18 protein-coding genes are annotated in these 21,085 nt (G+C 70.4%); 8 read left to right on the top strand and 10 right to left on the bottom strand.

Annotated features, from left to right (window positions below):
• Window positions 1–19 precede the first annotated feature (19 nt).
• Entirely contained in the window at window positions 20–3,655 is a 3,636-nt protein-coding gene (locus QRN27_RS04495; protein WP_285040884.1) for a DEAD/DEAH box helicase, read from the top strand.
• Window positions 3,656–3,720: 65 nt separating this feature from the next.
• Window positions 3,721–5,457, top strand: coding sequence for a cation:proton antiporter (locus tag QRN27_RS04490; RefSeq protein ID WP_194669242.1), 1,737 nt, complete (start codon window positions 3,721–3,723; stop codon window positions 5,455–5,457).
• A 142-nt stretch (window positions 5,458–5,599) separates the two neighbouring features.
• Here the strand turns inward: QRN27_RS04490 and QRN27_RS04485 are convergent, their stop codons facing one another.
• The 9 genes from QRN27_RS04485 to QRN27_RS04445 form a co-directional block, all read right to left on the bottom strand.
• Window positions 5,600–5,839 (bottom strand): hypothetical protein, encoded by a 240-nt coding sequence (locus QRN27_RS04485; protein WP_285040883.1) that lies wholly within the window; start codon window positions 5,837–5,839, stop codon window positions 5,600–5,602.
• Window positions 5,840–5,953: 114 nt separating this feature from the next.
• Window positions 5,954–6,937: an SDR family NAD(P)-dependent oxidoreductase gene (locus tag QRN27_RS04480; protein WP_285040882.1), complete on the bottom strand. Its 984-nt coding sequence runs from the start codon at window positions 6,935–6,937 to the stop codon at window positions 5,954–5,956.
• 74 nt (window positions 6,938–7,011) lie between these two features.
• Window positions 7,012–7,779: a polyprenol monophosphomannose synthase gene (locus QRN27_RS04475; protein WP_285040881.1), complete on the bottom strand. Its 768-nt coding sequence runs from the start codon at window positions 7,777–7,779 to the stop codon at window positions 7,012–7,014.
• A 96-nt stretch (window positions 7,780–7,875) separates the two neighbouring features.
• Window positions 7,876–8,547: a class F sortase gene (locus QRN27_RS04470; protein WP_285040880.1), complete on the bottom strand. Its 672-nt coding sequence runs from the start codon at window positions 8,545–8,547 to the stop codon at window positions 7,876–7,878.
• Complete coding sequence (locus QRN27_RS04465) at window positions 8,544–9,716, bottom strand: glycosyl hydrolase family 8 (protein ID WP_285040879.1); 1,173 nt, start codon at window positions 9,714–9,716, stop codon at window positions 8,544–8,546. Before QRN27_RS04465 ends, QRN27_RS04470 begins: the two co-directional genes overlap by 4 nt.
• Window positions 9,717–9,718: 2 nt before the next feature.
• On the bottom strand, window positions 9,719–10,567 hold the full coding sequence (locus QRN27_RS04460; RefSeq protein WP_056008349.1) for a DUF4397 domain-containing protein: 849 nt from the start codon (window positions 10,565–10,567) through the stop codon (window positions 9,719–9,721).
• A gap of 80 nt (window positions 10,568–10,647) precedes the next feature.
• Window positions 10,648–12,678 carry an ArnT family glycosyltransferase gene (locus QRN27_RS04455; protein WP_285040878.1) on the bottom strand — a complete coding sequence of 677 codons (2,031 nt, stop codon included), beginning with the start codon at window positions 12,676–12,678 and terminating at the stop codon, window positions 10,648–10,650.
• On the bottom strand, window positions 12,675–14,195 hold the full coding sequence (locus tag QRN27_RS04450) for a glycosyltransferase family 2 protein (RefSeq protein ID WP_285040877.1): 1,521 nt from the start codon (window positions 14,193–14,195) through the stop codon (window positions 12,675–12,677). The genes QRN27_RS04455 and QRN27_RS04450 overlap by 4 nt, the downstream gene beginning before the upstream one ends.
• A complete protein-coding gene (locus tag QRN27_RS04445) occupies window positions 14,195–14,860 on the bottom strand; it encodes a GtrA family protein (protein ID WP_285040876.1) in 666 nt (221 codons plus the stop codon). The genes QRN27_RS04450 and QRN27_RS04445 overlap by 1 nt, the downstream gene beginning before the upstream one ends.
• Before the next feature lie 296 nt (window positions 14,861–15,156).
• Here QRN27_RS04445 and QRN27_RS04440 point away from each other — a divergent pair, with 296 nt between their 5' ends.
• From QRN27_RS04440 to QRN27_RS04425, 4 genes are all read left to right on the top strand, one after another.
• Window positions 15,157–15,516, top strand: a complete 360-nt coding sequence (locus QRN27_RS04440; protein WP_285040875.1) for a DUF7882 family protein — start codon at window positions 15,157–15,159, stop codon at window positions 15,514–15,516.
• The gene (locus QRN27_RS04435; RefSeq protein WP_285040874.1) at window positions 15,513–16,346 is read left to right on the top strand and encodes an SDR family NAD(P)-dependent oxidoreductase; all 834 of its coding nucleotides are present in this window, start codon (window positions 15,513–15,515) and stop codon (window positions 16,344–16,346) included. The genes QRN27_RS04440 and QRN27_RS04435 overlap by 4 nt, the downstream gene beginning before the upstream one ends.
• Window positions 16,347–16,415: 69 nt before the next feature.
• Window positions 16,416–16,589 carry a hypothetical protein gene (locus tag QRN27_RS04430; RefSeq protein WP_285040873.1) on the top strand — a complete coding sequence of 58 codons (174 nt, stop codon included), beginning with the start codon at window positions 16,416–16,418 and terminating at the stop codon, window positions 16,587–16,589.
• Window positions 16,590–16,617: 28 nt separating this feature from the next.
• Entirely contained in the window at window positions 16,618–17,607 is a 990-nt protein-coding gene (locus QRN27_RS04425; protein WP_285040872.1) for an SDR family oxidoreductase, read from the top strand.
• A gap of 152 nt (window positions 17,608–17,759) precedes the next feature.
• Here the strand turns inward: QRN27_RS04425 and QRN27_RS04420 are convergent, their stop codons facing one another.
• On the bottom strand, window positions 17,760–19,364 hold the full coding sequence (locus QRN27_RS04420; RefSeq protein WP_285040871.1) for an AMP-binding protein: 1,605 nt from the start codon (window positions 19,362–19,364) through the stop codon (window positions 17,760–17,762).
• Between the two features lie 73 nt (window positions 19,365–19,437).
• Here QRN27_RS04420 and QRN27_RS04415 point away from each other — a divergent pair, with 73 nt between their 5' ends.
• Window positions 19,438–20,340: a hypothetical protein gene (locus QRN27_RS04415; RefSeq protein ID WP_285040870.1), complete on the top strand. Its 903-nt coding sequence runs from the start codon at window positions 19,438–19,440 to the stop codon at window positions 20,338–20,340.
• Between the two features lie 2 nt (window positions 20,341–20,342).
• Window positions 20,343–21,002, top strand: a complete 660-nt coding sequence (locus tag QRN27_RS04410; RefSeq protein WP_285040869.1) for a TMEM175 family protein — start codon at window positions 20,343–20,345, stop codon at window positions 21,000–21,002.
• Window positions 21,003–21,085 lie beyond the last annotated feature (83 nt).

Genomic DNA, 21,085 nt, shown 5'->3' with positions numbered 1-21,085 from the left:
TGCGTGAGACCATGGGGCGGTGACCCCCGATCCCGCACCACTCGTCGACGTGGCCGACCTCGTCAGACTCGTCGGACGGGTGGCGTTCGATCGCGGACGCGGATACGCGAGAGACGGCCGCGTGACGTCGGTGGACTGGAACGCGGACAAGCGCCGGGTGCACGGGATCGTCGAAGGGTCGACCGACATCCCCTACGCGTGCATCATCGACCTCGGAGACGACTCGGGCGGGATCGCACGCATCGAAGGCAGCGCCTGTTCGTGCCCCTTGCGCGGTGACTGCAAGCACATCGTCGCCACCCTGCTCCAGAGCAACGCGGCCCACCTTCGTGCCGAGGGCCGGTCCGACCGTTGGGTGGCTCCACAACGGCCGCCTGCGGAGCGGGAGGCGTCCTGGCGTTCCGACCGGCGGTGGACCGCGCCGATCAACGACCCCGAACTCGACGAGCCGGTCGAGCACCGACCGATGTACGCGGACGACGAGCTCGAGGCCCTGCCCGAGGCATGGCGTCCGGCCGTCGGCCAGCGCCCGGCGCGATGGGCGCCGAGTCCACCGACACCCCCGGAACCGCCCACCTGGCGCAACCGCCTCGACTCCCTCACGGGCGAGGGCGGTCGCGCCGTCGCACCCACCGCGATGGGCCTGCAGTTCGAGGTCCGGGAGAGCATCCCGCGCACGGCCGAGCGCTGGCGCGGCCCGACGTCCCGCACCGCCGACGGCCCGCCCGACCCACGGCACCCGCGCCGCATCGCCGTCCGACCGGTCGTCCGGAAGGCCGGCGGCGGCTTCGTCAAGTCGACGATCTCCTGGACGTCGTTCACGCACCAGGGCCACCGCCTGGCGCTCGACCCGGCGCACCAGCAGTGGTTCACCCAGTTCCAAGCGCTCCTGCGCGCCACCCGTCCGCCGGCCGGGGCGTTCGCCGGAGCAGGCGACGCGGACTGGCTCGTCATCGACGACTTCGGCAGCCCGGTCCTCTGGCATCTGCTCGAGGAGGCGGCACAGCTCGGCATCGAACTCGTCGGCACGCGGAAGGGCACGGTCGCTCTCGGAGCCACCGCCGCCATCCGGCTGGACGCCGCACACGCCGAGGGTGGAGTCGTCCTCCGCCCGGTCGTGACGATCGACGGCACGGACGTCGACGCCTCCACGAGCGGCGCCATCGGCGACCACGGCCTGTACCACTACGCCCTGGAGCCGCGGCAGGCGATCGTCCTCGCGCCACTCGCGGAACCGTCGTCCGACGAAGCGCGCGGGTTGCTCGGCCCGGGCGAGCCCGTCCTCGTGCCAGCGGCCGAGGTGCCGGAGTTCCTGGAGCACTACGTCCCCCGACTCCGCCGGACGATCGCGCTCAGCTCGACCGACGGCGCGGTCGTGCTCCCGGAGATCGTGCCGCCCGTGCTCGTACTCACCGCCTCCTTCGAGCCGAAGCAGTCCCTCCGGCTCGCCTGGGCCTGGCAGTACGCTCCGGCACAACGCATCCCGATCGGCGGGACGTCCACGGCGCTCGCCGCAGGCCGATCGCTCTCGACGACGGTCGCCGACGCCGGTTCCGCGTCGACCGGTTCGGTGTCGTCCGGTTCCGGGAACGGCGGGGACGTCCTCCGCGATGAACGGGCCGAACGATCGATCCTCGAACGTGTCGGAGCCGCCCTCGCCGCCGCTGCCGAGCCGGAGCGCCGCGCGATCACCGCGGGAGCGCTCGACGAGCTCATCATGCCGAGCATCTGGCCGCCCCGAGCGCAGCAGCTGAAGGAGTTCGACGCGGCGCTCGTCACCGAACGGGCCATCCCGGTACTCGAGTCGCTCGACGACGTCCTCGTCGAGATCGTCGGCGAGCGCCCGGAGTACACGGAGCTCACCGGGACCCCGCACATCTCGGTCACGACCGTGGAGACCGAGCAGCGCGACTGGTTCGACCTCGGGATCGTCATCCACATCGGCGACTACAGCATCCCCTTCGAACCACTCTTCAAGGCGTTGTCGAAGGGCCGCACGAAGCTGCTCATGGTCGACCACACCTACCTCTCGCTCGAACACCCCGCGTTCGACCGCCTGCGCGAGCTGCTCACCGAGGCTGCGGCGCTCACCGAATGGGAGACGAAACCGAGCATCAGTCGCTACCAGGCGAGCCTCTGGGCCGACTTCGAGGACCTCGCCGACGAGACCGAGCAGGCCGTCTCCTGGCGTGAGGCCGCTGCAGGACTGAACGCCATCGACGCCGTGCCGGACACCCCGCTGCCGGCCGGGCTGCAGGCGGAGCTCCGCCCCTACCAACTCGAGGGGTTCCGCTGGCTCGCGTTCCTCTGGGAGCACGGCCTCGGCGGCATCCTCGCCGACGACATGGGTCTCGGCAAGACGCTGCAGACCCTCGCCCTCGTCGCCCATGCCCGCGAGACGACCGGTGCTCCGACGCCGCCGTTCCTCGTGGTCGCGCCCACCTCGGTGGTGTCCAACTGGGTCGCCGAAGCCGCCCGATTCGTCCCGGGTCTCGTCGTCCGCAGCATCACCGCGACGCAGGCGAAGGGCAGTGCGTCCATCGCGGAACTCGCGAACGGCGCCGACGTCGTGGTCACCAGCTACGCGCTGTTCCGGCTCGACGCCACGGCGTACCAGGCGAGCGACTGGTCGGGGCTCATCCTCGACGAGGCCCAGTTCGTCAAGAACCACCGGGCCAAACTGCACGATTGCGCGGTCGAGCTCCGTGCACCGTTCAAGCTCGCCATCACGGGCACGCCGATCGAGAACACCCTCATGGAGCTGTGGTCGCTGTTGTCGATCGTCGCGCCGGGTCTCTTCGCCTCCGCCTCGCGGTTCACGGAGCACTACGTCAAGCCGATCGGCAAGGGGCTCGACTCGAGCCGGCTCCAGACGCTCCGACGACGCATCCGTCCGCTGCTGATGCGCCGGACGAAGGAGCTGGTGGCACCGGAGCTCCCGCCGAAGCAGGAACAGGTGCTCCGCATCGAACTCGCACCGGCACACCGGAAGCTCTACGATCTCGTGCTGCAACGGGAACGGCAGAAGCTCCTCGGCCTCGTCGACGACCTCGATCGCAACCGGTTCATCGTGTTCCGGTCGCTCACCCTGCTGCGCATGCTGAGTCTCGACGCGAGGCTCATCGATGCCGAAGAGCACGCGGGCATCCCGTCGAGCAAGCTCGACGCCCTGCTCGAGCAGCTCGACGACGTCGTCGCCGAGGGGCACCGCGCGCTCATCTTCAGCCAGTTCACGTCGTTCCTCGGCATCGCCGCCCGCCGACTCGAGGAGCAGGGCATCGCCTACGAGTACCTCGACGGGTCCACGCGGCGACGCGGTGAGGTCATCGACCGGTTCCGCGAGGGCGATGCGCCGGTCTTCCTGATCAGCCTGAAGGCGGGTGGGTTCGGTCTGAACCTGACCGAAGCGGACTACGTCTTCCTGCTCGACCCGTGGTGGAACCCCGCGGCCGAGGCGCAGGCGATCGACCGCACGCACCGCATCGGCCAGCAGCAGAACGTCATGGTCTACCGGCTGGTCGCCGCCGACACGATCGAGGAGAAGGTCATGGCGCTCCAGGCGAAGAAGTCGGAACTGTTCGCCGCCGTCCTCGACGACGACGCGGTGTTCAGTCAGGCCCTCACCGCAGAGGACATCCGAGGTCTCCTGGAGTGATCCCCGCCCCATGACCGACAGCTGCGGGGAGTGCGGCGGGCGGCTCGGGCGATAGCCTGAAGCGTATGGAACTCGGGGTGTATGCAGTCGTCGGCATCGCCGTGATCGTTGCCGTCGCGGCCTTCTCCCGCAAGCTCGGGGTCGCCGCGCCCATCATCCTCGTGATCGTCGGCGTCGGCCTCTCCTACCTCCCCGGTGTCCCGGAGATCGAGGTCGAGCCGGAGCTCGTGCTCGACGTCGTGCTCCCACCGATCCTCTACGCCGCGGCGATCAGCGTGCCGATCATGGACTTCCGCCGCAACCTCGCGACGATCACGAGCCTGTCCGTGGTCCTCGTCATCGTCACGGCGTTCGGTGCCGGGTTCCTGCTCTTCAGCCTGCTGCCCGACCTCAACCTCGCTGCCGCCATCGCCCTCGGTGCGATCATCAGCCCGCCCGATGCCGTCGCCGCGACCTCCATCGGGCGCCGACTCGGGCTCCCGCCCCGGCTGCTGACGGTCCTCGAGGGGGAGGGCCTCGTGAACGACGCGACCGCGCTCGTGCTGCTGCGTTCGGCCAGCGCGGCGGCTGCGGGCGGCCTCCTCACGCCGTGGGCGACCGTCGGCGACTTCCTCTACGCGGTCGTGCTCGCGATCATCATCGGGTTCATCGCGGGGTACGCGACGGTCTGGCTGCGGTCGAAGCTCAACGACTCGGTCCTCGACACCGCGATCTCCATCGCCGTCCCGTTCGTGGCGTTCATGCCGACGGAGGCGCTCGGCGGTTCCGGGGTGCTCGCGGTGGTCGTCGCCGGCCTCTACACGGGGCATGCGAGTTCGGCCGCGTTCTCGGCGCAGGCGCGCATCAGCGACCGCATCAACTGGCGGACCATCCAGTTCCTCCTCGAGAACGCGGTCTTCCTGCTCATCGGACTCGAGATCCGCACGCTCATCGGTGCCGTCGACGCCGAGATCCTGTCGGTCGAGGACTCCATCGGGATCGGCCTGGTGGCGACGGCCGCGCTCATCGCGCTGCGGTTCCTCTGGGTCGGCCCGCTGGTCCTCGGACTCCGCGCCCGGGAACGCTGGGCGGAACGCCAGACGCTGCAACGGTGGCTGTCGATGGGGTACTCCGAGCGGTTCCCGAGACAGAACCGTCGATGGCATCGCCGACGCCGCCGCGAGCGGGCCTACGAGCGGCAGCGCGCCGACCTCGAGCAGCTGCGACAGGAACAGATCGACTGGCGCGGCGGGGTCATCCTCAGTTGGTCGGGGATGCGCGGTGTCGTGACGCTCGCTGCCGCGCAATCGTTGCCGGAGAACACCCCGTACCGCGAACAGCTCGTCCTCATCGCGTTCACGGTCGCCGTGGTCACGCTCGTCGTCCAAGGCGGCACGCTGCCCTGGCTCATCCGACTGCTGCGGGTGCAGGGGATCGACGAGTCGGAGGACCGCCGCCAGCTCGCGACGCTGCTCGACGAGATCAGTTACGCGGGGATCACCGTGCTGGAGGATCCGGCCACGTCCGTCGGCATCGAGGAGGAGATCGACCCCGACCTGCTCGAACGGGTCCGGCAGTCGACCTTCCTCCGGGCCGAGGCGGCCTGGGAGCGCTCGCGGGAGTCGGTCTCACCGAGCGAGACGCACGCCGAGACTCCGCACCGGCTCTACCGGCAGCTGCGGCTCGCCGTCGTGCAGGCCGAGCGCGAGCGGTTGCTCGACGCCCGGGCGCGCGGTGCGTACCCGTCGCGGATCCTCGCGGAGGCGCAGACCATGCTCGACATCGAGGAGACCCGCCTGCGCCCGCCGCGCGCCGACCACTAGGCCGATCCCAATCACGACCCCCACCCCGTCCCCGGTTCCCTAACTCAGGATTCCCGTGGCGCGTCGCCGCCCGTCCGCGAGCGTGGAGTCGGACACGCCGAGGCGTTCCTGAGTTAGGGAATGAAGAAGGATGTCGGAAGGGTCAGGAACTCGGGCCGGGGTTGGTGACGTCCGCGACACGCTCCGCCTCGCGCTCGGCGGCGGCGTCGCGTTCGGTCTCCGAACCGGGGTTCGTGATGTCTGCCTCACCGCTCGCCGCGGGGTCGTCAGCTTGGACGTCCGGGCCGGGGTTCGTCGTCGACGCCACGCGCTCGGCCGCCGTGTCGTCGATGGCCTCGTCGTGCGGACCCGGGTTGTTGATGTCGGCGTTCTGGTCACTCATGGGGTGCTCCTTCCGAGATCCGCCTGGGACGGACTCTGTCTCGCGCGTCGTCGCGCTGATCCGCTCTCACGGTAGGTCCGTGGGCGGGTGGGTGCAAGGGGTGGTGCCGCCCGCTCAGGCGCGGGTGGCGAAGGCGTCCACGCCGGTGAGTTCGGCGGAGAGCGCCCAGAGTCGGGCGGCCTCGTCCGGGTCGGTCGCGTGGTCGGCGACACCGGAGGCCGGGGACACGGCGGTGTCTGCCGGACCGGCGATGTCGCAGTCCTCGCAGAACACTCCGCCGAGGCCGTCGAGGGACGGAGAGGTCGCCGCCCAAACCTCGGTCGCCGCACCCTGCTCCGGAGACTTGAACCCGGAGACGAGGAGCTTGCCGTCGGCGTCGACCCAGCCGAGCGCCATCATCTCCTCGCGCGGCAGGTGACGCTGCAGCGGCGTCAGGATGCCGCCCGGGTGGACCGAGAACGCGCGGACGCCCTCCTCGGCGCCGAACGCGTCGAGCTGGACCGCGAAGAGCGCGTTGGCGGTCTTCGCCTGCCCGTACGCCTCCCACTTGTCGTAACCGTGCTCGAACTGGACGTCGTCCCAGCGGATGCCCGAGCGCTTGTGGCCACTCGAGGACAGCGCGACGACGCGCGATGAGCCGCCCTTCACGATGGCGGGCCAGAGGCGGTTGACGAGGGCGAAGTGGCCGAGGTGGTTCGTCGCGAACTGGAGTTCCCAGCCGGGGCCGACGCGCGTCTCGGGAGCGGCCATGACGCCGGCGTTGGTGATGACCAGGTCGATGCCACGACCGCTCGCCAGGAAGCGCTCAGCGAAGGCCTCGACGCTCGCGAGGTCCGCGAGGTCGAGTTCGTCCACCTCCACCCCGTCGATGCCGGCGAGTTCCTCACGGGCGGTGTCCGGGCGTCGTGCGGGGACGATCACGTGGGCACCGGCGTCGACCAGTGCGCGGACGGCCTCGCGACCGATGCCGGAGTAGCCGCCGGTGACGACGGCGAGCTTGCCGGAGAGGTCGATGCCCTCGAGCACCTCCGCCGCGGTGCTCGAGTGGCCGAAGCCGGAGCCGATGGGATGCTGCGGGGTGCGCGTGGGATTGGTCATGCCCTCACGCTACGACTCCGGCGACGACGGGGGAACCGGGTGGACCTGGGAACATGTGCAGGTACCGGCCCCGCTCAGCGGGTGGACAGGACGCGCACGGAGGGGAGCGGGTGACCGTGCAGCAGCGCGCGGAGCTCCTGCAGGCGTCGACGCGCGCCCCACATCGTGACCTTCTTCAGCGACTCCGAGACGATGCCGCCGCTCATCTTCGACTCACCGGACACGCGCTCGGTGAAGACGATGGGTGTCTCCACGACCCGCAGGCCGCGCTGCAGTGCCCGCCAGAGGAGTTCGACCTGGAAGCAGTATCCCTGGGATGCCACGTCGGCGAGGTCGATCCGGCGCAGCGCCTCGCTCCGGAACGCGCGGAACCCGCCCGTCGCATCGGCGACACCGATGCCGAGGGCCAGACGCGTGTAGAGGTTGCCGCCTCGGCTCAGCGCGAGCCGGTGGGCGGGCCAGTTCTCGACGACGCCACCAGGGACCCAGCGCGAGCCGAGGGCGAGGTCGTGCTCGTCGAGCAGCGCGATGAGTCTCGGGAGGTCCTCGGGGTGATGGGAACCGTCCGCGTCCATCTCGACGATGACCTCGTACCCGCGGGCGAGCGCCCAGGCGAACCCGGCGAGGTACGCGCCACCCAGCCCGTCCTTCACGGCCCGGTGGAACACGTGCACCTGTTGGTGCTGCGCGGCGAGCTGGTCGGCGAGGAAGCCGGTGCCGTCCGGCGACGAGTCGTCGACGACGAGGATGTCGACCCCCGGGACGGCCAGTGTCCGGTTGACGATCGGCTGCAGGTTGTCGAGTTCGTTGTAGGTGGGGATGACGACGAGGGAGCGGTTCACGTCGGTTCCTTTCGGGTCGGTTGGAGTGGTTCGGAGCGGAGCGGCCCCTCGACAGGCTCGGGGACCGGAGGAGGGGATCGGGGACCGGAGGAGGGCTTACGGGGTCTTGCCCACGAGCGAGGCGAAGACGACGTAGTTGTTGGCGTAGGTGTTCGCCGCGTCGTCGAAGGGGCCGTTGCAGGTGATGAGCCGGAGTTGCGCATCGGGCGTCGGTCCGTAGACCTCCTCGGTCGGGAAGGTCTTCTTCTCGACGTCGATCGCGCGGTCGACGGCGTAGGTGGCGGTCGAGCCGTCGGACATCGTCACCGTCACCTGGTCGCCCGCGACGAGCTGTTTGAGGTGGACGAAGACCGCCTCGCGGAGGGTCGTGTCGAGATGCCCGGCGATCACCGCCGGCCCCACCTGGCCGGGCAGGACGCCGGCGCGGTACCACCCGGCGTCCTCCCACTCGACGGGTGGCAGGAGCACACCGGACGCATCGCGGTCGAGCGGTTCGACCGCCGCGTCGACGCCGATCGCCGGGATCTGCACGCGGCTGACGCTCAGGGCGCTGACGTCGGCGGTCGGCGCCTGGGTCGCCGGGTCCTGTTTGGCCCCGGCGGCCCCGCGGTCGGTCGCCTCCGAGGAGGTGAGCGGCCCGTCTGCGGCGTTCGGCGACGACGGCGTCTGCCCGGAGTGCGTGGCGCCGCACGCCGAGAGGGCGAGCGCCGTGACGAGCGCTCCGGCGACGGCGAGGGCGTTGATCCTCGCGCGTGGTGCCCGGGTCATGAGCTGGCTCCGTTCGTGAGTGGCGGGCAGCCGTCGAGGTCGTCGGTCGTGAGCATCATGGGCGCGAGGGCGGCCCAGGCGGCACCGAAGTAGCTCGGCACCTCCTGCGCGAGTTCGTCGGCCGCTCGCAGGTCGTCCGCCGCCTCCGGCAGGTTGCCCACCGCGGCGCGCGCGGCGGCTCTGGCCTCCAGGGCGAGCGGGTGCTGGTCGGAGGTGAGCGGCGAACCACCGAGGTCGGTCTCCGCCCGCAGCTCCTTCGAGCGTGCGAGCGTCGAGACGAGTCGAGCGGCCGTCGCCTGGTCGGTGGGGACGCACGACTCGGCGTAGCGGATCGGGAGTCGGGCCGCGTCGTAGCCGTAGCGGACACTCTGTCCCGTCCCGGCGGCACCGGGCATCGCGTCGACCGTGCCGTCGGCGTGCACCTGCGCCCAGTCCGGTGGGAGCGGGCTCTCGTCGAGCAGGGCGGACGTGACCGCAGCGGAACCGGCCTGCAGCTCGGCCCAACGGGGATCGCCCGTCGCCGCGCCCAACACCGAGAAGGCGACGGGGGAGGCGTACGACGGGTTGTACGCGTAGGGTTCGGTCGCTGCGGCCCAGGTGCCGGGCAGCAGGATGCGACCCGCGGCGGTCTCGACGGTCATGCGGTCCGCGATCACCCCGGCGAGCTTGACGCCCGCGTCGGTGAAGCGCGGCTCGTCGAACCGCTTCCCGGCGATGACGAGGGCTCGGGCGGCATCGAGGTCGCCGTCGCTGGCTGGTTCCTCGTCGACGACCTTGCCGTCACTCCACCGCCAGGCGAGCAGTCCGTCCGGTCGCTGCAGGTTCGCCTCGGTCCAGTCCCAGATCCCGGTGAACGCCTGCTTGTCGCCGACGCCCGCGGCGATGAGCAGCCCGTAGGCCTGGCCCTCGCTCACGGTGTCGTCGCCCTGGTCGCGGCGCACGACCCGGCCGTCGTCCACCCAGTCCGCGAGGAACGCCTCGGCGGCCTGGGTGGCCGAGCGGTCCGTCGCGGTCGGCTGCGGACCGCTGCCGGCCTCGACGGTGCCGGGCGACGCCGCCGGCGGCCCTTGGTTCGCTGGGAACCCGGTGGCCAGCGAGGCGATCACGGCGGTGGCGGCGACCGCAGCGACCGCCGTCACCGCGATGCCGATCGTCTTCTTGGCGCTCATGCTCAGCTCGCCGCCGTCCCGATCTCCTGCACGAGCCGTACGAGCTTCGCGTCGAGGTCGTCGAACACGCTCTGCAGCGCCGACGAGTCCTTCGCGAGCCCGCCGCCACCGGTCTCGACCGGCCCCTCGGGCGCGTTCCCGGCGGCGGAGCTGTCGAGCACGGGCATCAGGGTGACGCCGCCGGCTGCGTTGTCGAGCACGAAGAGCGTGCTCACGGTGCCGGGTGCGAGGTTCACGGAGGCTTCGGCCGCCTGCTTGCCGCCGGTCAGTTTGAGATCCCACGGGCCGGCGGGGACGCTGGCGTAGTCGGTCGCCGTCCCGGTGGTGGCGCCCTTCGCGATGGGCATGCCGGTCGAGGTGCTGACGTCGACGCTCTTCACGTCGGTCGACGCCTGGATGAGCCTGATGCGCGCCGCACCCTCGGTCGGACCGGTGAGGTCGTCCTCGAAGACCTTCGTCTGGAGGTCCTTGTTGGGGCCGTAGGCGGCGACGGTCGCCGCCTCCCCGGCCGTGATGGTCACGTTGGTGCTGATGACCGGCTTCGTGCTGTCGGGGGACCCGGCGGGCACCATCGACACCACGTAGGTGCCGGCGGCGAGGTCGGTGTACGGCGAGACCTGTCCGTAGGCGACGTCGTCGAGTTCGAAGACGGCCGCGCCGCCGGAGAGTGCCGACAGCTTCACGTCGACGGACTTCGTGTCGGCGGAGAGGTGGCCGACGCGGATCCAGCCGCCGCCGGACGCGTCGGTCGTGGCGGCGTTCGCTGCGGTGGTGCCGAAGCCGATGAGTGCTGCCGTCGCGACGGCGGCGAGGCCGCTGAGGGCGATTCGCCTCGTGGTGGTGGTTCGCATGGTGGAACTCCTGTTCTTCGGGTGGTTCGGGGGTTCGGTCGGTTCGGGTGTCCGGCTGGAGCCGGAGCTCGGGTGGGTGGTCAGCGGACGACGTCGGGTTCGACGACGGAGTAGGTGACGCGGACGCCCGCCGCGGTCTGCTCGACCTGGTCGGCGGCGTACTCGCCCCGGATCGAGCGGATCGAGTCGGCCAGGCGGCTGTCGCCGGCCTCGTCACCGGTGCGGAGCACCATGGTCCGGCGCACGTCACCGGTCTCGCCGTCCAGCACCGGAGTGCTCTCGAGCCGGACCGGCGTCGTGGCGAGCACCTGTCCGAGGGCGAGCAGGGCGCGGGAGTCAAGCTGACCGTCGCTGAGCGTCTGCGCCGCCTTGGCCGAGACACTCAGCGCGGGGTTCTGGAGGAGCTGCGCACCGAGCGCCGCCCGAGCCGCCGTGCGTCCGGCAGCCCGCTCCGCTGCGGCGTCGAGCCCGTCGGCGTCGATGCGACGGACCTCGACGGCCTGCGTCCCGGAGCCGAAGGTCGCGACGAGTTCGGAGTTGTCGATCGCACCCTTCACCTCGGGGAACGTCGTCGGGAACGTGCGCATCGAGTCGGTGGTGACGATGTAGTCGGCGTCGCGCCAGCCGTTCGGCGACTTGGCCTGCACGGCGGAGTCGGTGTCCATCTTGTAGTACCAGATGACGTTGTCGCGGTCGAAGCCGCTCTCGACGAGGTCGACCCACATCGCGTCGTCGACGATCACCCGGGACTCCTGGGGCACGTTCGTCTGCACCCATTGCTGGGCCTGCCGGACGGGCTTGTCGAGGTCGGCGAGGAGGAAGCCGCGGAGCTGGGTCGCGGTGTTCGGGACGGCGACGACGGCTGCCGCGAGCACGGCGGCGATCCAGACGGCACCCGCCGCGCGTCCACCGGTGAGCCGACGGCGCGGTGCCCCGGCCTCGACCGCGGAGCGCCGACGGAGTCGACGGACGGCCACCCCGGTCACGCCCATGATGAGGATCGTCATGAACGGCAGCAGCATGATGACGTACGGCACGGGCAGGTACCCGCCCGGACGCAGCATGAACAGCCCGAGGAAGACGGTCATGGCCGCGATGACCCGCAGCCGCTTGACGAACAGTCCGGCGACGGCGGCGACCGCTCCGGCGACGAGGAGCGCCGCGTCCAACTGCCACCACATGCCGAGCGTCTTGGCCGACAGGCTTGCGGGGTCGAACAGCGAGCCGCTCGCGACGCGCGATCCGAGCTGGAAGAAGACGCCGCCGAGGAGGCTCACCCGGTCGGGGCCCGGGAAGAGTTCGCCCTTGATGGCGGCGAAGAGCACGTAGGTGAAGCCGATGACGACGACGATGGTCGCGGCGACCGGCAGCGTGTACCGCCGGGTCTCCTTGCGGGCCGCGCGCCACATGGTCCAGGCGAGGAAGGGCAGGGCGAGCAGGAAGGTCTCCTTGCTCAGCACGGCGATGCCGAACGCGGCGGCGGACCCGGCGAAGCCGACGAGCTGGTGCTTGCGGCTGGTGGCGAGGACGAGGGCGCCGAGGAGCCACGGCACCGCGACGTTGTCGAGGTAGACGGTGCGGTGGAACTGCACGGCGAGCGGCGAGATCGCGAACACCAGCGCGGCGACGGCGGCCATGGCCCGGCTGAGGTGCAGGCGTCGGGCGAGGACCCAGACGAGCACGACGGCGATCAGCGTCGCGACCAGCATGGCTTCACGCGCCGCGATCACGGCGATGTCGTAGCGGTCGAACGCACCGGTCAGCCCGGTGTACGCCGCGATCTGCAACCAGCCGAGCGGCGGGTGGTCGTACCAGTAGGTGTAGTGCGCGAGTTCACCGAGCTTCAGCACGCTCCATGCCTGGGCGGTGTACGTGCCCTCGTCGTCGATGCGCTGCGGGGATCCGCCCATATTCATCGCCTGCACGACGGCGGCGATGGCGAGCACGGGCAGGAGGAAGGCCAGGGTGCGACCGTGGCGCGACAGCCAGCGGCGCACGATGCCCGGGCCTCGTTGCGTCGGTGGCCCGGAGGCGAGCCAGCCGAGGCGCTCGCTCTCCAGGTGGAGTTGCGGACGGCCCGGGGCGGCCGGTCGTTCGAGGATGCCGGTCATCGGGTTGCTCCGTTCTGGAGGACGAGCTCGGGTGCGCGGTCGGGCAGATCGACGGCGACGGGTGCGGCTTCGGTCGCCTCGGCGACCTCGTCGCTGCGGTGGGCGCCGGTGTGCTCCGTCTTCTCCCAGGAGTGGTCGCCCTTCCACTCGCGGAAGACGGAGCGGACGGCTGCTGCGCCGAGGAAGATCTGGTACGGGAAGGTGCCGAGGATCAGCCGGGCGTAGTCGCGGAGGCGGACCTTCTGGCCGTAGAGGCGACCGAATTCGCCGAGCCCGGAGGCCTCCACCGCGAGGGTGACGATCGTCGGCGCGAGTGGGATGAAGGTGAGGAGCGCGATCGGGGCGGGCACCTTCGCGAAGAGCACCAGCAGGACCGAGACGGGGATGAGGAGTCCGGTCGCCGCCTGGAGGAACGGCATCGACAGCAGGTACCGGGCGAACATGCGCTGACGGAAGGTCGGCAGCTTCCGCCACTCGCCCTTCTTCAGCACCTGCAGGAAGCCCTGGTTCCAGCGCGTGCGCTGCTTGTACAGGGACTTCAGGGTGCCGGGCGTCTCCTCACGGGTGACGACCTCCGGGCTGTAGGCGACGACCACCGTCGCGCCGGCGCTCGAGAGCCGGACGCCGAGCTCGCAGTCCTCGGCGAGGCAACCGTCGTCCCACCCCTCCGACCAGTCGAGCCACGTCTTCTTCACGAACACGGTGTTCCCGCCGAGCGGGATGAAACGCGAGTTCGCGTGGAAGTGCAGGCGGGACCGGAACCAGAAGTAGTACTCGAGCACGTTCCGGAGCGACCACCAGCTGGACTGGAAGTTCATGAGCTGCACGCCGCCCTGCACGACGTCGGCGCCGCTCTCGGTGAAGCGGGAGTCGACGAGGGTGAGCAGGCGCGGATGCACCTCGTCCTCGGCGTCGAACACGCCCACGACGTCGCCACGGGCGATCTGCAGGGCCCGGTTGAGGGCCTTCGGCTTGTTCTTCGGCACGCTGTCGTCGACGACGACCTTGATCAGCTCGGGGTGCCGAGCGGCGGCCTCGCGGACGACGCGCTCGGTCCCCGGGTCGTCATGGCCGACGATCGCGATGATCTCGAAGTCGGGGTGGTCCTGTTCGGCGAGGCGGTCGAGCGTCTGGCCCATGACCTCCTCCTCGTGCCGGCCGGGGACGAGCAGGGTGAACGAGTGCTTCGCGGGCAGCGGGACCGCTGCGAAGCCCGTGTTCTTCAGGTGGCCGGTCGACCGCCAGGCGTGGAGCATCCAGTAGAGCGTGGTGACGGCGATGATCGTCAGCGCTGCGGCGAACAGCAGCAGGGTGCCGTAGCCGAGCCATTCGCCGACGCTCCAGGAGCCGGGATCGGCGACCGCCGTCGGGTCCACGAGGGTGCCGCGGTTCGGCAGTGGTTCCGCGGGTGCCGTGGGCTGCGGGGTGAGCAGGGGAGCGGGTTCGTCCGCACTGGCGAACGGGCGGGCGGACGCGTGGGTGAGCGCTCCGAGGAGCGGTGCGAGGACGGGTGCCATCAGGACAGGCCTCCAGAGGTCGGCAGAGCATGGGTCGGTGCGGATCGGCGAGTGGTCGTGGCTCGGACGGCCGGGGCGGGTGTCTCCGCGGCGGTCGGGTGCTCGGGCGTCGTCGGGGTCGCGGCGTGGTGCCTGCGGCTGCTCGCCGACCGGGCGGGCCGGAAGACGACGTACCGGTAGGCGAGGAACCGGAACACCATCCCGAGGACGAGCCCGACGCCGTTCCCGGCGATGTTGTCGGCGAGGGCGGTGGTGTAGCCGAGGATGTAGTGCGAGACGAACAGGCATCCCGCGGCGATCCCGAGGCCGAGGACGTTCATGAGGGCGAACAACGCCCCCTCCTTCCACACCCCGCGGCGGTGCTCGGTCCGGAACGTCAACGCCCGGTTGCCGAGCCACGCGACGATCGTGGCGACGGCGACGGAGATCACCTTCGCGCCGATCGGCTTGTCGTCGAGCACGGTGAACCGGAGCAGGTTGTACACACCGACGTCCACGACGAACGCGGTGCCGCCGACGAGGCCGAAGGTGACCAGCTGGGAGACGAGCTTCGGGAGACGCAACGGCTGGCGTGCACGGCGGGGACGCGCCCTGGGAGCGACGGATCGTTCGGGGAGGGACGACTTGCTCGGGTGCACGACGGAAGATTCGGGCTTCACGGTCATGCACGCCGTTCGGGCTCATCGCGAACCGTGGTTTGGTCGTGGACGCCGACGCCCAGAGCTTTGCCAGGTCCACGAAACAGGACCGAAATTCCTTGATTTTCCAGGGAAGTCGAGGTACTCGCGAGGCCTCGGGGGGGCAACACTCCGGCCCCCTGAATTGGGCTGTCGCCAGTCCGTCAACCGGCACGACGGCGATCACCCGTTCGCCTACGATGGGGACAACGCCCGTCGTGCTCGGGCGTCGTGCGGCCCGGATTCGCGGGCGCGCGGATGGCCGGCTCAGAGGGAGACATCTGTTGGGAAAGCTGATCTACGGGAGCTCGTCGCGGGAGCTCGAACTCGACGACCGGATGCTCGCGCACGTCAAGTCGATCGCCGTGATGAAACTGCGTCGCAATGAGTCCTTCACGATCTCCTGGCCCCGCTCGCTCGAGACCGGTGGTGGACGCGTGACGATCTGGGTGCACCCGTCGATCTCGCTGCAGTTCGAGTTCGACCAAGAGCAGCGTCCGGAACTCAACCGCAGCTGGCTCGAGTCGATGATGCAGGAGGCGAACAAGACGGGCGACCTGGCCATCGGTCGTGAGGTCCCCGAGGTCATGCCGACGAGACCGGCACCCGCGAGCGAGCCGCGGCCCCGGAAGTCCTCCGCGTGAGCGACCGGGTGATCGTCCTCACCGGGGCGAGCGACGGGATCGGCGCTGCAGCAGCGAAGGCCCTGACGGACGCCGGGGAACAGGTCGTCGTGGTCGGCCGGTCGCCTGAGAAGACCGCCGCCGTCGCCGAACGGGTCGGGGCGGCGTCGTTCATCTGCGACTTCGCCGAGCTGGCGCAGGTCCGCCTCCTCGCCGAACAGCTCCTCGAGCGCTACCCGCGCATCGACGTCCTCGCCAACAACGCCGGCGGCATCTTCGGTGCCGACCGTCGGGTCACGACGGACGGCCACGAGCAGACGTTCCAGATCAACTACCTGGCTCCGGCCCTCCTGACCCACCTGCTGCTCGACCGCCTCATCGAGTCGGACGCGACTGTCATCAACACCTCGAGCGTCGCCAACCGCCTCTTCGGGAAGCTGGACCTCGACGACCTCGACGCCGAGCGGTCCTACTCACCGACGCGCGCGTACGGCAACGCGAAGCTCGCGCAGATCCTCTTCACCAAGGAGCTCGACCGCCGCTACGGCACTCGAGGGCTGTCCGCAGCCGCGTTCCACCCGGGCGTCATCTCCACGAACTTCTCCAGCTCTCCGGACGGCGCGATGCGACTCCTGTACGCGACGCCGCTCGGCCGCCACCTCCTGAACACCCCCGAGGAGGGCGCCGACACCCTGTTCTGGTTGGCCGAGAGCCAGCCGGGCATCGACTGGAAGTCCGGCGGCTACTTCGTGAAGCGCAAGCCTGCGCGGGCCAACAAGCTCGCGTCCGACGTCGTCCTCGCGCGGCGACTCTGGGAGCGGACCGAGGAGATGCTCGCCGAGCACCACTGAGCTGACTTCTCGGCAGCCAGCTGCCCCAGCGGCTCGGCGTCCCGCCGACCGGCAGCCTAGGCTGGTGGGATGCGATGGAACGAGTGGACGGTGGGGCTCGCCGTCGCCGGGGTCCTCGCGATCGCCGCGGTGCTCATGCTCCTGATCCTCGGACCTGAAGCGCCGGTCGTGTGGGGGCTCGTCTCCGGCGTCCTGCTCGCCCTCGTCGTCGCCACCATGGCGTTCGTCAAGCGCGAGCGCTGACCGGCGCTCATACGCGAGGATGGACGCCATGACGACGAAGCGCATCCTGTTCATCGGCGGCAGCGGCATCATCTCCTCGGCGTCCGTCGCCAGAGCCGTGTCGCTCGGCCACCACGTGACGGTCCTGAACCGCGGTCTGTCCCACGTCCGCCCGCTCCCCGAGGAGGTCGAACTCCTCCGCGCGGACATCCGCGACACGGACGCCGTCACCGAGGTCCTCGGCTCCCGCGAGTTCGACGTCGTCGCGCAGTTCACGGCCTTCACGCCGGAGCACGTGCAGGCCGACATCGACCGGTTCGCCGGACGCATCGGTCAGTACGTGTTCATCAGCTCCGCCTCGGCGTACCAGAAGCCGCCACAGCGCCTTCCTGTGGTCGAGTCGACCCCGCTCCGCAACCCGTTCTCCCAGTACGCGCGCGACAAGATCTCCTGCGAGGACGTCCTCGTCCACGCCTACCGTGAGCAGGGGTTCCCGGCCACGATCGTGCGCCCCTCACACACCTACGACCGCACGCTCATCCCCACAATGGGCCGCCGCACGGACCTCGACCGCATGCGCGCCGGCAAACCTGTCGTCGTGCACGGCGACGGGACGACGCTCTGGACCATCACGCACACGGACGACTTCGCCGTCGGGTTCGTCGGGCTCCTCGGCCGCCGCGACGTGCTCGGTGAGGCCTTCCACATCACCGGTGACCACGCTCCGAGCTGGAACGACATCACCCGGTGGATCGCCGACGCGGCCGGGGTGGAGGCGCAGATCGTTCACGTCCCGTCCGACCTCATCGACGAGATCCACCCGGCACTCGGCCCGACGCTCCTCGGCGACAAGGCGTTCCCGATGATCTTCGACAACACCCGGATCCGGAGCCTCGTGCCCGAGTTCCGTCCGTCGATCCCGTTCTGGGACGGCGCGGCCGAGATGGTCGCGTTCCACGACGCGAACCCGCGGTGGCAGCCGGCCGACCCGGAGCTCGACGCCGCCTTCGACCGGATGGTCGCCGCCGTCGGTCACTGAGCCGCCACCGGTCGCTGAGCCGCCACCGGTCACTGAGCTTGTCGAAGTGCGCCCTTCGACAAGCTCAGGGACCGGGGTGGTCGCTCAGGGAACGGGGTGGTCGAAGCGCGGTCACTGAGCCTGTCGAAGTGTGGTTACTGAGCCGCCGTCGGTCACTGAGCCTGTCGAAGTGCTTCCGCAGCGCGGAGGTCCTTCCGGAGGATCTTGCCGGAGGCCGACTTCGGGATGACGTCGACGACCTCGACCCGGCGGATCTTCTTGTGCGGGGCGACGCGCTCCGCCACCCACGCCATGAGTGCCTCCCCGGAAACGTCTTGCCCGGCCTGCAGGACGATGAAGGCCTTCGGCACCTCCTGACCGTCCTCGTCGGAGACCCCGATGACGGCGGCGTCGGCGATCGCCGGATGGCCGAGCAGCAACGCCTCGAGCTCCGCGGGCGCCACCTGGTAGCCGTGGTACTTGATGAGCTCCTTCAACCGCTCGATGATCCGCACGGTGCCGTCGCCGCGGACGGTCGCGATGTCGCCGGTGTGGAGGAAGCCGTCATCCTCGAGCGTCGCGCGCGTGGCCTCCTCGTTGCCCAGGTACCCGAGCATGACGTTCGGCCCGGCGCACAGCAGCTCGCCGGGTGCGCTCTCCTCGTCCGAGCCTGCCGCGGGGTACTCGACCTCCACCCCGGTCTCCGGGTCGACGATCCGGCACTTCATGTTCGGCAGGCTCGTCCCGACGCTGTCGAGGGAGGCGCCCTCCGCCTGGAACGCGATCGCGTGACTCACCGGGCTGAGCTCGGTCATGCCGTACCCCTGCCGCAGGCGGCAGTCGAGGCGCTCCTCGACCGCCCGTCCGAGCGTCGCGTCCAACGGCGCCGCACCGGAGAAGATCGTGTGGACGCTCGACAGGTCGAACTCGTCGACGAGCGGGTGCTTCGCGAGCGCGACCGCGATCGGCGGGGCGATGAACACGTAGCTGCACCGGAAGTCCTGGATGATCCGGAGGAACTCCGCGAGGTCGAACCGCGGCATGGTGACGAGGGAGGCCCGGCACGCGAGCGCGAGGTTCAGCAGCACCGTCATGCCGTAGATGTGGAAGAACGGGAGGACCGCGAGGATCCGGTCGTCGGGCCGCATGCCCAGCTGAGGGATCGACTGCTGCACGTTGGCCACGAGGTTCCGGTGCGACAGCATCACCCCCTTCGGCCGCCCGGTCGTGCCGGACGAGTAGGGCAGCACCGCCACGTGCGTCGCGGGGTCGAACGAGACGTCCGGCGCGGGGAGGCGTCGGACGAGGAGGTCGGTGAGCGAGGCGTGCCCCTCGGCACCGTCGAGGACGACGACCCGGTCGGAGGGGATGTCGCAGGCGCCCGCCGCAGCCCAGGCCTGCGGCAGGAGGGCGGAGACGGTGAACAGCATCGTCGCTCCGGCGTCGCGGAGCTGCGCCTCGATCTCCTCCGCGTTGTAGAGGCCGTTCACCGTCGTCGCCGTCGCTCCGGCACGGAGGATCCCGTGGAACACGGTCGCGAACGCGGGGACGTTCGGGGCGTGGAGGGCGACGACGTCCCCGATGCCGATCCCGGCCGCCGCGAGGGCGCCTGCCAGCGCGTTGATCTGCGAGATGAGCTGCCGGTAACTCGTCTCGGCGCCGGTCGTGCCGTCCCGGAGGGCGATGCGATCGAGGTCGCTCGAGGCGATGCCGCCGAACAGGGTGTCGTAGACGCTCAGATCGGGGATCTCGACGTCGGGATGCGGGCTGGTGAACACGAGTGATCTCCTTCGAACACCGGTGATGGTGGAGTGAGTCTACTCACGCCAGGTGCTCGTTAGGCTGAGACCCGTGAACGCGCCCCGCCCCATCCTCGGTCTCCTCCTCGACGTCGACGGCCCCATCGCCAGTCCCATCACGCGGACGATCAACGTCCCGAGCATCGCGCAGGACCTCGCGACCCTCGCGAACGCCGGCATCCCGATCGCCTTCAACACCGGCCGCAGCGACGCCTTCCTCCGGGCGGTCGTCGTCCCGCCGCTGCTCGCCGCCGGGCTCGACGCCGACGTCCGGCTGTACGGCATCTGCGAGAAGGGCGCCGTCTGGTTCGGGTTCTCCGCGGCCGGTGTCGACGAGCTGCAGCTCGACGAGGAGGTGGCGATGCCCGACGGGTACGGGGCCGCCATCGAGCGCCTCGTCGACGAACGGTACGCGGAGACGGTCTTCTTCGACCACACGAAGCGCGCGATGGTCTCCGTCGAACAGCACGTGGAGGTGCCGGCGGCGGACTACGCGGTCGTACGCAAGCACTTCGACGACGACGCCCGAGCCGAGCTCGCCCGTCGCGGGTTCGGGGTCGACCACGCGCCCGGCCGCTACCCCGACGACGCCGGTCTTGTCCAGTACCGGATCGACCCGACCATCATCTCGACCGACATCGAGTCGGTGCGGCTCGGCAAGGACCTTGGGGCTCGGCGCGCGCTCGAGCTCCTCGAGGCCGACGGCGGTGCGCTCCCGCTCGCCTGGCGGACGGTCGGGGACTCCCGAAGCGACTACGCGATGGCCGACTGGCTCTTCGAACACGGCTACACGGTCGAACACGTCGACGTGCGGCCGGCCGACGGCGTCCCCGAGAAGCCGTACCCGATCCTGACCCACCCGACGCTCATCCACGACGAGGCCGGCGCGGCCTTCCTCGCCCGGTGGGTCGAAATGGTGCAGGGGACCGCGACGGACGACGCGGACGTGAGCTGACCATGGCCGACGGAGACCGCGCACCGAGGGGCCGTCACCACGGCCCGACGACGGAACGCGGCCTCGATCGCGTCGTCAACTTCAGTGACGCCGTCGTCGCGATCGCCATCACGCTCATCATCCTCCCGCTCGTCGATCTGGCGCAGGAGTACGGAGGCGGCCCCGTGGCCGCGTTCCTCGCGGAGAACTGGACGGGACTGGCTGCGGCCGGCCTGAGCTTCGTCGTCATCGCGAACTTCTGGCGCGACCACCACCGGATCTTCGAGCGCACCGTCGGCTACTCGAAGCGGCTCGTGTCGCTCAACTTCGTCTGGCTCGCCGGCATCGTCTTCCTGCCGCTGCCCACGGTGCTCCTCTTCGACTCATCGGGGGACGACCGCGGTGCCCCCATGCTGTACATCGCGACGATGCTCGTGTCGATGGTCGCGGTGCGACTGCAGCAGCTGGTGATCCAGCGGGACGGGCTGCTCAGTGAGGAGGCCGCGGCGATGCCGCCCCGCCCCTGGGCGCTCGTCTGGGCGCCGACCGGGCTCATGCTGCTCGCGTTCATCCTCGCGGCGACGGTACCCGGGCTCGGCACGCAGGCGCTGTTCCTGCTCCTACTGTCCATCCCGCTCGGCTGGGTCGGGGGTCGGCGGCACCGCGGCGGTGGCGGCGCCTGAGCGATCTCCGGTCCGTGAGCGTGTTCTGACCCCTGAGCCATTCCGGTCCCTGAGCCATCTCCGTTCCCTGAGCTTGTCGAAGG

The sequence above is a fragment of the Plantibacter sp. LMC-P-059a genome (genome assembly GCF_030209505.1).
Taxonomy (GTDB): Bacteria; Actinomycetota; Actinomycetes; order Actinomycetales; family Microbacteriaceae; genus Plantibacter.
Note: the sequence above shows the minus strand (reverse complement) of the source record. Positions and strands in the feature narration are given on the sequence as shown.

Excerpts from the sequence above, each read along its gene's own strand:
- QRN27_RS04490 (WP_194669242.1), top strand. The coding sequence starts at position 3,721 with ATGGAACTCGGGGTGTATGCAGTCGTCGGCATCGCCGTGATCGTTGCC.
- QRN27_RS04485 (WP_285040883.1), bottom strand. The coding sequence starts at position 5,839 with ATGAGTGACCAGAACGCCGACATCAACAACCCGGGTCCGCACGACGAG.
- QRN27_RS04480 (WP_285040882.1), bottom strand. The coding sequence starts at position 6,937 with ATGACCAATCCCACGCGCACCCCGCAGCATCCCATCGGCTCCGGCTTC.
- QRN27_RS04470 (WP_285040880.1), bottom strand. The coding sequence starts at position 8,547 with ATGACCCGGGCACCACGCGCGAGGATCAACGCCCTCGCCGTCGCCGGA.
- QRN27_RS04465 (WP_285040879.1), bottom strand. The coding sequence starts at position 9,716 with ATGAGCGCCAAGAAGACGATCGGCATCGCGGTGACGGCGGTCGCTGCG.
- QRN27_RS04460 (WP_056008349.1), bottom strand. The coding sequence starts at position 10,567 with ATGCGAACCACCACCACGAGGCGAATCGCCCTCAGCGGCCTCGCCGCC.
- QRN27_RS04455 (WP_285040878.1), bottom strand. The coding sequence starts at position 12,678 with ATGACCGGCATCCTCGAACGACCGGCCGCCCCGGGCCGTCCGCAACTC.
- QRN27_RS04450 (WP_285040877.1), bottom strand. The coding sequence starts at position 14,195 with ATGGCACCCGTCCTCGCACCGCTCCTCGGAGCGCTCACCCACGCGTCC.
- QRN27_RS04445 (WP_285040876.1), bottom strand. The coding sequence starts at position 14,860 with ATGACCGTGAAGCCCGAATCTTCCGTCGTGCACCCGAGCAAGTCGTCC.
- QRN27_RS04430 (WP_285040873.1), top strand. The coding sequence starts at position 16,416 with ATGCGATGGAACGAGTGGACGGTGGGGCTCGCCGTCGCCGGGGTCCTC.
- QRN27_RS04425 (WP_285040872.1), top strand. The coding sequence starts at position 16,618 with ATGACGACGAAGCGCATCCTGTTCATCGGCGGCAGCGGCATCATCTCC.
- QRN27_RS04410 (WP_285040869.1), top strand. The coding sequence starts at position 20,343 with ATGGCCGACGGAGACCGCGCACCGAGGGGCCGTCACCACGGCCCGACG.